Annotated in this window: 14 protein-coding genes; 10 read left to right on the top strand and 4 right to left on the bottom strand. The window is 50.1% G+C overall.

Annotated elements, in window-relative coordinates; all coding sequences use genetic code 11:
* Positions 1-42 precede the first annotated feature (42 nt).
* Positions 43-2196, bottom strand: a complete 2154-nt coding sequence (locus tag ACR9Y8_RS00540) for a glycoside hydrolase family 3 N-terminal domain-containing protein (protein ID WP_481211266.1) — start codon at positions 2194-2196, stop codon at positions 43-45.
* 270 nt (positions 2197-2466) lie between these two features.
* On the opposite strand from ACR9Y8_RS00540, the gene ACR9Y8_RS00535 reads away from it, so the two are divergent.
* Entirely contained in the window at positions 2467-3054 is a 588-nt protein-coding gene (locus tag ACR9Y8_RS00535; RefSeq protein WP_481211265.1) for a TetR/AcrR family transcriptional regulator, read from the top strand.
* Between the two features lie 18 nt (positions 3055-3072).
* Positions 3073-3456, top strand: a complete 384-nt coding sequence (locus ACR9Y8_RS00530) for a VOC family protein (protein WP_481211264.1) — start codon at positions 3073-3075, stop codon at positions 3454-3456.
* Between the two features lie 6 nt (positions 3457-3462).
* Here ACR9Y8_RS00530 and ACR9Y8_RS00525 read toward each other — a convergent pair whose 3' ends face one another.
* Both ACR9Y8_RS00525 and ACR9Y8_RS00520 read right to left on the bottom strand, forming a co-directional pair.
* On the bottom strand, positions 3463-4173 hold the full coding sequence (locus ACR9Y8_RS00525) for an ABC transporter permease (protein WP_481211263.1): 711 nt from the start codon (positions 4171-4173) through the stop codon (positions 3463-3465).
* 2 nt (positions 4174-4175) lie between these two features.
* Positions 4176-5825 (bottom strand): ABC transporter permease, encoded by a 1650-nt coding sequence (locus ACR9Y8_RS00520; protein ID WP_481211262.1) that lies wholly within the window; start codon positions 5823-5825, stop codon positions 4176-4178.
* A gap of 181 nt (positions 5826-6006) precedes the next feature.
* Here ACR9Y8_RS00520 and ACR9Y8_RS00515 point away from each other — a divergent pair, with 181 nt between their 5' ends.
* Positions 6007-6267: a hypothetical protein gene (locus ACR9Y8_RS00515; protein ID WP_481211261.1), complete on the top strand. Its 261-nt coding sequence runs from the start codon at positions 6007-6009 to the stop codon at positions 6265-6267.
* A 186-nt stretch (positions 6268-6453) separates the two neighbouring features.
* Positions 6454-7329, top strand: a complete 876-nt coding sequence (locus ACR9Y8_RS00510) for an NAD(P)-dependent oxidoreductase (protein WP_481211260.1) — start codon at positions 6454-6456, stop codon at positions 7327-7329.
* A gap of 84 nt (positions 7330-7413) precedes the next feature.
* Here the strand turns inward: ACR9Y8_RS00510 and ACR9Y8_RS00505 are convergent, their stop codons facing one another.
* Positions 7414-7707 (bottom strand): hypothetical protein, encoded by a 294-nt coding sequence (locus ACR9Y8_RS00505; protein WP_481211259.1) that lies wholly within the window; start codon positions 7705-7707, stop codon positions 7414-7416.
* A gap of 191 nt (positions 7708-7898) precedes the next feature.
* Between ACR9Y8_RS00505 and ACR9Y8_RS00500 the strand changes: the two genes are divergently transcribed.
* From ACR9Y8_RS00500 to ACR9Y8_RS00475, 6 genes are all read left to right on the top strand, one after another.
* Positions 7899-8930 carry a sensor histidine kinase gene (locus ACR9Y8_RS00500; RefSeq protein WP_481211258.1) on the top strand — a complete coding sequence of 344 codons (1032 nt, stop codon included), beginning with the start codon at positions 7899-7901 and terminating at the stop codon, positions 8928-8930.
* The gene (locus ACR9Y8_RS00495) at positions 8927-9637 is read left to right on the top strand and encodes a LytR/AlgR family response regulator transcription factor (protein ID WP_481211257.1); all 711 of its coding nucleotides are present in this window, start codon (positions 8927-8929) and stop codon (positions 9635-9637) included. Before ACR9Y8_RS00500 ends, ACR9Y8_RS00495 begins: the two co-directional genes overlap by 4 nt.
* Before the next feature lie 288 nt (positions 9638-9925).
* Positions 9926-10621, top strand: coding sequence for a carboxypeptidase-like regulatory domain-containing protein (locus ACR9Y8_RS00490; RefSeq protein WP_481211256.1), 696 nt, complete (start codon positions 9926-9928; stop codon positions 10619-10621).
* A 138-nt stretch (positions 10622-10759) separates the two neighbouring features.
* Positions 10760-12163 (top strand): TonB-dependent receptor plug domain-containing protein, encoded by a 1404-nt coding sequence (locus ACR9Y8_RS00485; RefSeq protein ID WP_481211255.1) that lies wholly within the window; start codon positions 10760-10762, stop codon positions 12161-12163.
* 40 nt (positions 12164-12203) lie between these two features.
* Positions 12204-12854 (top strand): tetratricopeptide repeat protein, encoded by a 651-nt coding sequence (locus ACR9Y8_RS00480; protein WP_481211254.1) that lies wholly within the window; start codon positions 12204-12206, stop codon positions 12852-12854.
* A 140-nt stretch (positions 12855-12994) separates the two neighbouring features.
* A complete protein-coding gene (locus ACR9Y8_RS00475) occupies positions 12995-13900 on the top strand; it encodes a LysR substrate-binding domain-containing protein (protein ID WP_481211253.1) in 906 nt (301 codons plus the stop codon).
* Positions 13901-13958 lie beyond the last annotated feature (58 nt).

The following is a 13958-nucleotide window of genomic DNA, read 5'->3' as shown; positions in this document are numbered from 1 at the left end:
TGCATCGTGCGGGCTAACAGCTAACTGCTGATTGCTAACAGCTTACTTCACCGTAAAACCCTGCTTCAACACGAAATCATCTGAGCTGCGGCCAATATTCAACGTATACTGGCCTTTGTACAGTTTCCAGTTACGCGCGCCCAGGTCCCATTTCTGCAGATCGCTTACCGGGATGCTAAGCGTCACCGTTTCTTCTCCACCTTTATTTACGCTTACCCTGGCAAAAGCTTTCAGCTCTTTCAGCGGCATCCTTTCCATATCAGGATACTGGATATAGGCCTGCACCACTTCGTCGCCATCAAAGGCGCCGGTATTCTTCACGTTTACGCTTACACGGATGGTATCTTTCAGCGCATAGGTCTTTTGCGGCGCCTGGTTCCAGGCATACCCAAAAGAAGTATAACTTAAACCGAACCCAAAAGGATATGCCACTGCGCCTTTGAAATAACGGTAGGTACGGCCTTTCACGCTGTAGTCTTTATAGTCGGGCAGATCGCTGAGCGAGCGGTAGAAGGTAACCGGCAGACGGCCCGAGGGCGATACATTGCCAAATATAATGTCTGCCAGGGCGCGGCCGCCTTGTTCACCCGGGTACCAGGCCAGGATGATGGCGTCTGCATAAGGTGCTATGGCCGCGATATCTACTGCGCTACCGGCAGTAACAACAGCGATGATGGGCTTCTTATGCGCAGCACGCAGTTTCTTCATGAATGCCAGCTGGGAAGCAGGCAGGCTAAGGGTGGATTTATCACCGCCGGATGCAGACAGGAAAGCATCGCCCTCCTCTCCTTCCAGCACAGGGCTCAGGCCTATTACAGCGATGGTCAGGTCGCTGTTCTCCGCAGCCCATATACCGCCAAAATGTACGGTGTCTTTATAATCGCAACCCATATCATACTGCACGGCGGTGGCAGGTCCGGCTGCTTCAGCGATGCCCTCTGCAAAGGTCACCAGCTTACCGTTGATGCCATGGTAATTCGCCACCAGGGGATCTGCCGCGGCAGCATTGGAGCCCAGTACGATCATGGAACTGTATTTGTCTTTCGGCAAAGGCAGTACACCGTCGTTCTTCAGCAGTACCATGCTTTGCTGGGCGGCTTTGCGCGCCAGCTCTATATGATAAGCGTTATGCACGCTGTCTGCCCCGTAACGGTTATAAGGGGCCAGTCCGCCTTCGTCAAAAAGGCCCAGTTTCATCTGGGTGCGGAGACTATAGCTTAATACGCTGTCAACATCTTTCACCGTCAGCAATCCCTGATCTATGGCTTTCTTCACATCATCCTGGAGAATGCTGCCGCATTCCAGGTTAACGCCTGCTTTCACGGCTGCTGCCGCTGTTTCTGTTTTAGTGGGAATGGCTTTGTGGCGCTGGTAGATATCATCCAGTGCGCCGCAGTCTGTCACCATCTGGCCTTTAAATTTCCACTCATCGCGCAGGATGGTTTGCAGAAGGGTTTTGCCCGTGCAGCAGGGCTCTCCGTTCAGGCGGTTATAAGCGCACATCATGGATTCCACACCTGCATCTGCCAGGTGCTTAAATGCATAGAGGTAGGTTTCGCGGAGGTCTTTTTCATCCACTACAGCGTTGAAAGTATGGCGGTCTGCTTCAGGCCCGCTGTGCACCGCAAAGTGCTTGGCGCAGGCAGCTGTTTTCAGGTGAGCAGGATCATCGCCCTGCAGGCCTTTGATAAAGGCAGTGCCCATAGTGGCGGTCAGGAAGGGATCTTCGCCGTAAGTTTCCTGTCCACGGCCCCAGCGGGGATCACGGAAAAGATTGATATTCGGCGTCCAGAAGTTGAGCCCCATGTACCACAGGCGGCGGTTCATGGCGACAGACAGGTTGTACTTGGCCCTGGCTTCTGTGGCGATGGAATTGGCTACTTCGTGGACCAGCGCCGTGTTGAAAGTGGCCGACATGCCAATGGCCTGCGGGTAGATAGTAGCTTCGCCTGCCCGGGCAATACCGTGCAGCGCCTCGTTCCACCAGTTATAAGATGGGATCTGCAGGCGGTCTACCGCGGGGCTTCTGTAGCCCAGCATGGCGATCTTCTCTTCTAATGTCAATGTCTGCAGCAGGTTCTTTACCCGCGCTTCCACCGGTTCATTTACGTTCTTGAATAGATAAGACTGTTGCGCAAAGGCGCCGATGCTCATGCATAGTATGAGCAATAAACTAAGGTATCTTTTATAACTCATCAGGAAAAATTTAACGTTTGAAGTCTAAAGTTTGAGGTCTGAGGTTCGTTGAAGGTTAGCGGTTTCTGAAAAGTACCTTAAGCAGGCATGGTTGTTCTGAACCTCAAACATCTAACGAACTTCAAACCTCAGACTTCAAACCTGAAACTTAAGCATTGGTTTTATGTTCACTGCCTCCCGTAAAGAAACAGCATTTTAAGGAAAGTTAATATCATCCTTCCCTAAAAATATTTTTAAAAGAACGAACATTCGTTTATCTTTGTCCCCGTTATGAGACCAAAAGACGAAAACAAAGAGGCGCTGATCAGGGAGAAGGCCATTGAAATGATCGTACAGGAAGGCTTTGACGGGCTAAGCATGCAGAAACTGGCCAAAGCGGCGAACCTTTCTGCCTCTACTATCTACATCTATTTCAAAAGCAGGGAGGATATGCTGAACCAGTTGTACCTGTCCGTGGATGAGATCTTTTCAAAAGAGGTGCTGAAGAACTTTGACCCTGAGATGAGCTTTGCAGAGGGCTTATGGCTGCAATGGAAGAACCGTTACCGCTACATACAGAAATATCCCCTGCATTTTCATTTTTCAGAGCAATTCAGGAACTCTCCCCTGATCAAACATGCAGACATCAAGGAAACGTCTTTCCGGGCAGCCTTGCAGCAATTTGTAAAGAATGCGGTGCAACGGAAAGAGATCATGGATTTACCTACGGAGATCTTCTGGTCGGTAGCCTACGGACCGTTCTATATACTGGTGAAATTTCACCTGCAGCAAAGCAGTATGGCGGGAAAACCCTTCTCACTGAACGAGCAGAAACTGAAACAGGCTTTTCAGCTCGTGCTAAAAGCACTCAAACCTTAATTTAATAACACTTATTTTATGCAGTTAAATCATGCTAACCTGCCGGTGCCTAATGTACCGGCTACAAGAGACTTTTTTGTTCAGCATTTCGATTTTGAAGTATTGCCCGCCCCCGGCGGCGACAAATTCGCCGTCCTGGAAGGGAAAGGGGGCTTTATTCTCAACTTTATGTACGACAAAGAGAGCGAAAGTCCCGAGTCTATGGTGCGTTATCCCAAAAACTTCCATATCGGCTTTTACCTCGATACGCCTGCTGAAGTGCGGGAAAAACATGCCTCCCTCACCAGCGCCGGGATCACCGCCAGTGAAGTGGAAGAAATGAACCGCGGCGGTTTTGCTTCCACTACTTTTTATTGCTACGCCCCCGGCGGCTTATTAGTAGAAGTGAGCGCCCAGGGTTAATGGAACCTACTCCGTTCTCAAACTTCGTAGAGGATTGGCAAGCGCCGCCTTTACAGATTGATAGGCAATAGTAAGGGTAGCTATCGCAAAAGAGATGATCAGCGCCAGCAGGAAAATGCCCGGGCCCATACTTACCTGGTAGGCAAAATTTGTGAGCCAGCTGTGCATCACATACCAGGCCAACGGCGTTGCCACTATGAACGCGATAGCGATCAGCAGGAAGAATTCCTTTGCAAACAAGGCGACAATATCAGGCATGGAAGCCCCCAACACTTTGCGGATGCCTACTTCTTTGGTTCGCTGTACGGCAGCAAAGGTTACCAATCCATACAAACCGAGGCAGCCGATAAGAATAGCGAGCGAAGAAAAGAGCTTAAAGGCCGTGTACACCTTTTCCTCCTGGCGGTAAAAACCTGCGATATGATCATCGAGGAATTCATAGTAGAACAGGTTATCGGGGAAGAGGCTGTACCAGTTTTTTTCTATACGGCTGACGGTTTCGCGCATGTGCTGCGGCTTTATTTTCACACTGGCAGAAAAGAACATTTTGTCATCATACCAGAGTATACAGGGCCGGATCTTTTTATGTTTGGACTCGCTCTGAAAATCCTGCGCCACGCCAATCACCGTACAATAGGTGCCATTTGCGAGGATATGCTTGCCCAGCGCTGCCTGTGGCCCTGCTATACCCAGCTTGTGTAGCAGGGCTTCATTCACCACTACGTTATGGGTGGTATCCCCCGCGCTTTTTTTAGCGATCTTCTCCCCGCCAGCATTCTTATGCCAAACATGTCTATATAATGCTCATCCACTATTTTGATCTCGGTTACATCGTCTTTGGTAATACCCAGCTCCGGAGCTGATAAAGGACAGAAAATGCGGTTATACACCGGCGCTCCTGTTGAAAAGCACACATCCGCCACACCGGGGTTACTCAGTAATTGCTCACGCACCACTTCGCGTTTGGCCCTGTCGGCCAGATCAAAGGCGATCACGGCTTCTTTGTTAAAGCCCAGGTCCTGGTTCCGGAAAAAGTCCATCTGCCGTGCAACGATCATCGTACCAATGATCAACACCTGTGAAATAACAAACTGCAGCAGCACCAGGCCTTTGCGCAGGGTAAAGCCGCGGTACACTGCACCGGTGGAACCTTTCAGCGATAAAACAGGCTGAAAAGCCGACTGTACGAAGGCGGGGTAAAGCCCTGCCAGCAGGATCACCAGCACCGTTACCGCTGCGAGCAGCCCCAGCACCCCTGGCTGAAACAATTGGTAGCGATCTATTTTTATACTCAGCCAGCCAGCTGCCTGCGGTAGCAGAAAATAAGCCGCCAGCATCGCCAGCAACACAGAAAGGAGCACCAACAGGGAAGTCTCGCCCATGAACTGGCGGATCAGTTGTGAGCGGCCCGCGCCCAATGCTTTACGTACGCCTACTTCCCTGGCGCGCTTTGCCGCCTGCGCAGTGGCCAGATTAATGAAATTGATACAGGCAGTGATGATAATAAATAAGGCTACAACTGCCAGCCCGTAGTAAGTACCGCGGGAAGTGGTAGGCATGTCGGCCGTATTGAGGTAGCGTTGATCAAAATGAATATCGCGGAGTGGCTGTATGGGCAGCCTGGCTTCCCTGGCAAGATCGGCGCCCCAGTTCTTGGCGATGAAAGCTTTCATTCTTCCCTGCAAACGGGCCAGCGGGTAGTTTTCAGGCAATACGATATAGGCGTTGCCTCCCATGATAGCATAAAATTCACGGGCGCCGGCGCCTAAATCCTTTTTCACCGTAGCAAAAGAGACCAGGAAACGAAAGGGCAGGCTGGTATTACCGGGCGGGTCTTTCACCACGCCTGTTACCCGCAGATCATACTGGTTATCCAGGTTAATGAGCTCCCCCATGGCGTCTTTATTGCCGAAGTATTTCCTTGCCATGCTTTGCGTAAGCACGATGGCGTTGGGTTCTGACAGCGCCGTGCGCGGGTTGCCCTGCAACCATTGATAGTCAAAGATGCTGGTGAACTCCTCATCCGCATACATATAGCCATGCTCGTTATAGCGCTGCTGACCTATTTTGAGTTGCCCGAGCTGCTGATACCATACCTGCGATATATTTTCCAGTTCAGGAAAATCGGTACGCAGGGCAGGTACAACGCCCATGGATACACTGGGATTAAAGTCGAGCGCATTAAGTGTAACCCGGTAAGTCCGCGCTGCTTTACGGTGAAAGTTATCGTAGCCGAGCTCGTTTCTTACAATCAGGAAGATAACGAGACAGGAGGCGATGCTGATAGTCAGACCGAAAACATTCAGCAATACATAATTAAGATTGCGCTGAACATTTCTGAAGGCAATGATGCAGTAGCTTTTGAACATGGAACGAGTGATTGGGCTTATGAGATACCTAAATAAGTGCCAGATCATAAGCTGTTGATAACCATATTCAAAATGTATAGATATTGTCCATTTTCGGTACAGGGGTGTACGGTTCCGGACAGCCTTAATGAAGTACAAAATTTGGTCATATCAATGGCACGGCTATTGTGACGTTAGTGTTATGGAAAAGCATATCATCACCATCGTACTGAATGACAAGCCCTACCAGCTTTTCATATCCATCGATCACCAGGAAGAAGAGATCACGTACCGGGTAGAACCGGGAGCGGATGAAGAGGAACTGGATGATATCATCCCTGACAATCTCGAGTTCAGGGCCAATGGACATGTAAAGTTTGATGAAAGGCTGAAGACAGTGGAAAGCGAGCAGATAGCACGCCTGATCTGGCAGGAGATACTGGATAAACTGAATCATTTATAGTGTTTATAGTGTGGGATAGCCGCACTGTTATATGGGCCTGACAGGCACGTCTGAGTGGATGCGTGTCCCTGTATATCTATGACCTGTACTTCTTGCTGTACCTATCCGCTTCATACAACTGATGGCAACGAAATGAGTATATATTTTCTCATATGCCGTAACTTCCCGCCCTAAAATATTTTTACGATGAAAACAGGATTCATAGGATTAGGAAATTTAGGAGCGCCCATAGCGGAAAATTTATTAATGCAACATCAACCCTTATATGTATATAACAGAACGGCAGCGAAAGCACAGCCGCTGGCAGACAAGGGAGCGGTGATCTGTACATCGGTGAAAGAACTGGCCGCCCTTTGCGATGTGGTGTTCTCACTGGTAGCAGATGATGCCGCATTGCGACACATTACCGAAGGACCTGACGGCATTGCCGCCAACCTGCGGCCGGGCGGTATTCACATTTCCATGAGCACCATCCTGCCGGCTACCAGTACAGCCCTGGCAGCAACCCACCGGCAATTTCAGAACCATTATATCACCTCGCCGGTAATGGGCAGACCGGAAGTGGCCAGGGCCAGGAAACTCAACCTGCTGGTATCCGGAGACGAGGCCGTGATAGCTTCGGTAAAACCATTGCTACAGGATGCGGGAGCTGTTAATGTGTGGGAATTTGGCCCGGAACCGGGTGCTGCCAACGTGGCCAAACTGTGCAGCAACTACCTGATCCTTTCCGGGGTGGCTGCCATGGCAGAAGGTATTCACCTGGCCAGGCAAAGCGGTATCCAGGCGGAACAATGGTTACAGATGCTGACGCAAACCTTATTCAACGCACCTTATTATCATATTTATAGCAGCGCCCTGCTGAAAGAAGCCTATGTGCCACCTGGCTTCAGCCTGGCCATGGCATTAAAAGATGCCAACCTGGTATTACAGCAGGCACAAACGGCCGGCGTCCCGATGGCAGTAGGGCAAAAAACGCAGGAGCTTTTGCAGCAGGGAGTAGCCAACGGGTTGGGGGATCAGGATGTTGTGGCAGTGCAGAAGGTCGTAAGCGGCAAATTCTAAGTTGACAGTTTCCAGTTGTCAGTTCTCAGTGCTGAACATTCACAATGCTTTTACCGGCAACTGTCAACTGACCACTGACGGCTTTCATCCCAAACCTGGCCCATTAGGTTGCGGTTCAGCTTTATCAGGCCTTTTGATCGCATTCCAGATCTGATTGGTCACTTCCCGGCCTTCCAGGGTGATAACACGCGGTGAACACTCCATACCCGCTTCTGTTTCAAACAGAATGAGATTGTCGGGCATTTCACAGCCACAGATACCGGACAGGTTCTGATCCGTTATGTAATAAGCGGGCCGGCCATTATACGCTTCCTGTTCCATGTGAAGGGTATAGTGCCGGCCTTTTACATGAATGTCAATTGTTTTGGTATCAGACATGTAGCAAAGTTTATTTGAAAAAAGGGCCACAAGTTTGGGGCCAGTGTGAATGGCCGGCTCCTGGTCAGTAACTGCCGGTAGCAGAAAAATAGTATTCAAAAACACCCCGCTTGTCTACAAAAACACCTGCCTTATCTACTACTTTCCCATGGAGGCACCTCCTATGAATAAATTTGGTAACTTATAGCTGCATGAAGATGACGCGAACGACCACAAATACAACCTACGGGATTGTAGCCTTGCACATACTGATCTGGGGAGCACTGATGGCCTTACCGCATTTACTGACCGGTAATCAGCCACTTCCGCCCGGCGCATTACCGGGCAGCTTCTGGCTGATCAGCAGCATCCTGCACATCGGCGCGTTCTACCTGAACGCCTACGTACTCTTCCCCCGCTGGCTCAATAAAAAGTACTGGTGGCTGTACCTGCTCAGTATCGTCTTTGTAGTGGGGGCTGTTAACTATATCAAGATCGGCATACTGGCGGCATTTTATCCACAGGTGAACATCAGGGGTACCGCCCAGATGATGATCTTTTTCCCCGTGATCGTTTTCCTGATAGCCAGTACGATTTACCGGCTGGTGGTAGATAAGATCCGGTATGAAAAAGAGCAGAAGGAACGACAGGCAGAACAGCTGGCCATGGAACTGAAGTTCCTGCGTTCGCAGATCAGTCCGCACTTCCTGTTCAACGTGCTTACCAACCTGGTATCACTGGCGCGTAAGAAATCAGACCTGATGGAACCCTCCCTCATCATGCTGTCTGACCTGATGCGATATATGCTGTATGATTCTGAAGTAAAGAAGGTGCCGCTGGAAAAAGAGATCGCCTATCTCAAGAGCTATATAGAATTGCAGAAACTGCGTTTTGGCGATGATACCCGTATTGAGACGCAGATCGATATTGCCCCCGATGAAGAGCAGCTTACCATAGAGCCCATGCTGCTCATCCCTTTTGTGGAAAACGCCTTTAAACACGGTATCGGATGGATTACAGATCCCTGGATCTCCATCCGCCTGGTAGTGGCGGAGAACCGCCTTACCTTTACCGTCAGGAATAAATTCAGCGTGAACGGGTCTGACAGCAAAGACGCCAATTCAGGCATCGGCCTGGCCAATGTAGGTACACGCTTAAAACTGCTGTACCCGGATCAACACATCCTTTCCGTACAGACGGAAGCGGATATATTCTCTACCGTATTAACTTTACAGCTACGATGATGCAATGCCTGGCCATAGACGATGAAAAACTGGTGCTGGACCTGCTGGAAGACAATATCCGGCAAGTACCCTTCCTCCACCTGGTAAAAGCCTGCCGTAATGCGCTGGAAGCCACCGCGGTGCTGCAGACCACTCCAATTGACCTGCTCTTCCTCGATATACAGATGCCCGGCCTGAACGGACTGCAGCTCCTGCAAACACTGCCAAAGCCGCCGATGACCATCCTCATCACCGCTTATGAACAATATGCCCTGGAAGGTTACAACCTGAACGTAGTAGATTACCTGCTGAAACCGGTCTCTTTTGAACGGTTCCTCAAAGCCTGTAATAAAGCCCAGGAAAGATTCCAATGGCAGCAACAGGCAACAAATGTCCCCAATACAGGGCCCGCCCCGGATCATTTCTTTGTGAACGTGGAATATACGCTTGTGAAAGTCGTGATCGATGATATTCTTTACGTGGAAGGCTTGAAGGATTATGTGAAGATCCACATCGCTTCATCTAAGAAACCAGTGATCACCAGGATGAGCATGAAGGCGATTGAAGAAAAGCTGGCTTCGCCAAGGTTTGTACGCACGCATAAATCATTCATTATTGCAACGAATAAGATCACGGCAATTAAAAGAGATTTAGTGTGTATAGGTGAGCTGGAATTACCCTTGAGTGAGTTTTATAAGGCCAATCTGGATAAGGTGATTAACAGGTAAAGAAGCAGGAACATAAGCACCTTCCTCGCTGTCATTGCGGGGAGCCGCGAGGGCTGGCGTTTGGGGGCCCGGCTCTTCACAGGGCCATCCGGGCCTCGCAATGACGGCGGCTGAAGGCCCTGCTTCGTTGCTCCTCGCCCTTATTCGCAATGATGGCGGGTGAAAACCTGACGCCAAGGGTTCATCTCTCAATTTCCCCCTTTCGTCTCTACACTTCCTCCTTAAATATACTCTCCAAAATCCACGCTGAAATGCCCGATAGTTTTGTGTTCAATAAAAACAGAAACTATGGCGGCTCACACACTTCACACACTCCTGCTCTTGCTTTGCGGATGTTGCCTGTTTGGACCAGTATATAGCCAGGTACAACTCTCAGGACTTGTTACCAACAAACAACAGCTAGCAATCCCCGGAGCCAGTGTTAGCCTCAAAGGCAGCAGCGCGGGCAGCGCTACAGACAGTACCGGGCGCTTTGCCTTCCCCACCTCTCTGAAAGGAAGACAAACGCTTTCCATTTCAGCTATCGGTTATAAAACAACAGAACGGGCGATCACTATCTCTGACACTGGTATAATCGTTAACGTTATACTGGCTTCAGCACATACAACCCTCGGAGAAGTAGTGATCTCTGCAGGCAGCTTTGAAGCCAGCGATAAAGCCAAAGGCGCTTCCCTCACGCCTATCGACGCCGTTACTGTAGCAGGCACCGGCGCTGATCTTTCCAACTCCTTTCGCTCACTGCCCGGCGCGCAGATGATAGGGGAACGGGAAGGCCTCTACGTACGCGGAGGGAGCGGCGAAGAAACCAAACAATTCGTAGACGGTACCCTGCTCAGGAATCCCAACTACCCCAGCGTTCCCGGCATCATACAACCTGCCCGCCTGAACCCCTTCCTGTTCAAAGGGATCCTCTTCAGCACAGGCGGCTACTCCGCCCAATACGGACAAGCCATGAGCAGCGCCCTCATACTGGAAAGCGTCTGACCTGCCGGATGTATCATCCGCCAGTGGTAATCTCTTCCCGCAAAATATCGGTATAGGCATCCAGCAGCTGGGTAAAAAAAGAAAAGCAGCTACGGCGTCAATGTTGATTACACCAACCTCTCCCCTTACAACAACATCGTGCCGCAAAAGCCGGATTATTTCATAGGGCCTGAATATGGCCGTGCACAAGCCAATTTCCGCATCAAGACCAGCAAAACTGGTATGCTGAAGTTCTATGCTGCTGGTACGCTCAGCAACGTAGGACTGCGCAACCCGGATGTGGACAGCCTTCCCCTGCAAAATTCCTTTCAGCTGCACAGCAGGAATATCTATACCAATATCAGTTACCGGGCAATGCTGGGGCCGCGCTGGAAGATAGCCGCCGCTGCAGCATATAGCTATAACCAGGAGAAGATATATACCGCACTGGAGAACAGTGCGCATGAAACCGTCTCTCCTCCGTCACCGCCGTTTTACAGGAAGAACATGCGCTATAACACCGGGTCAGACTTCGCGCAGGGCCGCGTAGTACTGACCCGGCTGTTCTCCCGTAACCAGGCGCTGCACATAGGCGTAGAGCATTTCTATACAGATGACCGCTTCCACAGCAATGACAGCATCTACCCGCTAACAGATCAGTTCAGCGCCGCATTTGCAGAAAGCGATATCTACCTGACACCAAATATGATGGCCAGAGCAGGTGTACGCCTAGAACATTCTTCGCTGCTGCAACAAAGCACAGTAGCCCCCAGGGCCAGCCTGGCCTATCGCTTTAATGACGGCGGACAGGTGAATGTTGCTTACGGTATCTTCTACCAAAAACCAGAAAATAGTTACCTCTTCCAGCAAAGAGACCTGCGCTCTTCCCGCGCAGATCATTATATCGTGAACTACACGCGCAAGGCAGGCAACCGCCTTTTCAGACTGGAAGCCTATTACAAGCAATATTACCAGCTGGTAAAGACATCACCGCAACTAAACAACAATGGCAAGGGCGATGCTAAGGGCATAGAGCTGTTCTGGCGGGATAAGCGCAGCATACGCGGACTGGACTACTGGATCACCTACACGTACCTGCATACGCAAAGGGATTACCTGAACTACCCCTACGCCCTGCAGCCTGGCTTTGCCACCCCGCATACCGCGGCCGTAGTTGTAAAACGCTATTTCCAGGATCTTAACCTGAACATTAATCTCGCTTACAATTTTGCCACCGGCAGGCCTTATTACGATATCAGGGCCATCGATGGCAATCATGCGCAGATCTATGACCAGGGCACTACAAAGGCCTATCATAATCTTAACCTGAGCGGCGCCTATATGTTCTCCATCTTCCCAAAATGGAAAAGAAAAGATTACAGCGGTATCGGCTTTGGTGTGAATAATATACTGGGCTCGCGGCAGGTATTTGGTTACCAGTACAGCTACAATGGCTTTAACAAAGTGCCCATAGTGCCGCCGGCCACCCGCTCTTATTACATCGGCATCTTTATGAGCTTCGGTATAGACCGTACTGAGGACTTTATCGATAACAACTTGTAAAAATTCCAAATAACAAATTTTAAACTTAAAAATCAGCATCATGAAAAAGTTAATGCTCCTTATTACTGCTTTCGCTTGCTTGTTATTCTCTGCCCGTGCACAAGACGCTCAACTTAGCAGCGCAGTATCCGGGCTTGAATCTGCCAAAACAGTGAAAGACTATCAAAGCCTGGCCGCCAAATTCATTCAGGCTGCCAATGCGCAGAAAAACAACTGGCTGCCCTACTATTACGCAGCCCTCTGTAATGCCAGGATCGGCTTCCTGCTGCAAGACGATGGCGATCGCATCGAACCATTCAGCAACGATGGAGAAACCTACGCCAAACAAGCGCAGGAACTGCTGAAAAGCAGCAGCAATAAAAAAGACCAGGCAGAATTGTACACGGTACTAAGCATGGTATACCGCACCAAAGTGTTCATCAACCCGATGACCTATGGCCGCCAATATGGCCCCAGCTCCCAGCAGTACCTGGACAAAGCCCTCCAGCTGGACCCTGGCAACCCGCGTGCGCTCTACCTGCAGGCCTGGGTAAAGTACTACACCCCCAAAATGTGGGGCGGCGATAAAGCACAGGCAAAAACACTGCTGGCAGAAGCCATGAAAAATCTCGCAGCACAACGCCCGGCGGATAATGTACAACCCAGATGGGGAAAAGCGGAAAGCGAGGAGCTGTTGGCGAAGTGGAAGTAAAAGTTGTCAGTTGTCAGTTGTCAGTTGTCAGTCATCAGTTGTAATCATTTAATATATGCCATCTTTCCGCGCTAATCACTGACAACTGACAACTGACGACTGACGACTTTTTTATTGTAATTTCACGCAAACGACAGTCCATGCTTGCCATCAGCTATGAAGCCTTCTACGAAACCGCGCGCCTGCTCAGCTTCTCAAAAGCCGCAGAGGTATTGTATATGACCCAGCCATCTATCAGCAAACACATTCGCCTGCTGGAGAACCAGTTCAATCTCAGCTTTTTTGAGCGGAAAGGCAGCACCATCCAGCTAACGGCAGCAGGAAAGATCCTGTTCGATCATGTAAAGCAGGCCAAAGAGCTGCAGCGTAATATGCAGGTTAACCTCAGCAGCCTCTCAGGTAAACAGCAGGCAAAAGGCTCGCTGGTAGTAGGGGCCAGCACCACCATATCTTTGTATGTGATACCGGGGATCTTATCCAGTTTCCACCAGCAATACCCGCATATCCAGTTGCGCCTCCTGAACAGCAATTCGGAGAATATCCTTCGCGCACTACTGGAGCAGGAAATTGACCTGGGCATTACTGAAAGCAGGAATAAGCATACCACCGTGCAGTATAAATTCTTTATGAAAGACGAGGTGATCCCCGTATGTCATCACAGCAGCCCCCTGGCTAAAAAGAAACGGGTAATGGTAGAAGAGCTGAGAACCATACCGGTGGCGCTGCGGGAAAGAGGCAGCGGCACCCTGGCCGCAGTGGCGGAGGCATTGGCGCCATTTGGCATCTCTATACAGGACATCAATAACCGCATCATCCTGGGCGGAACAGAAGCCTTAAAGAACTTCCTGATGAGCGATACCTGCCTGGGTTTCCTTCCCCAGCGATCCGTGGAACGCCTGATCCAGAGCGGCGAACTGGTACGCATTGATATTCCGGGATTAAAGATCCACCGTTCTTTCTTTTTCATGCAAAGGCAGGGAACCAACAATGACCAGATTAACAATATCTTCATTAAACTGGCCCGTAAGCAGTATAACCCCAGGTAATAGTATATGCTTATTTAGTATAACCTGCGAATGCTCCGGCGGAGTAAGTTTGCATCAG

This window comes from Chitinophaga sp. SVR4-12A (assembly GCF_056754765.1).
Note: the sequence above shows the minus strand (reverse complement) of the source record. Positions and strands in the feature narration are given on the sequence as shown.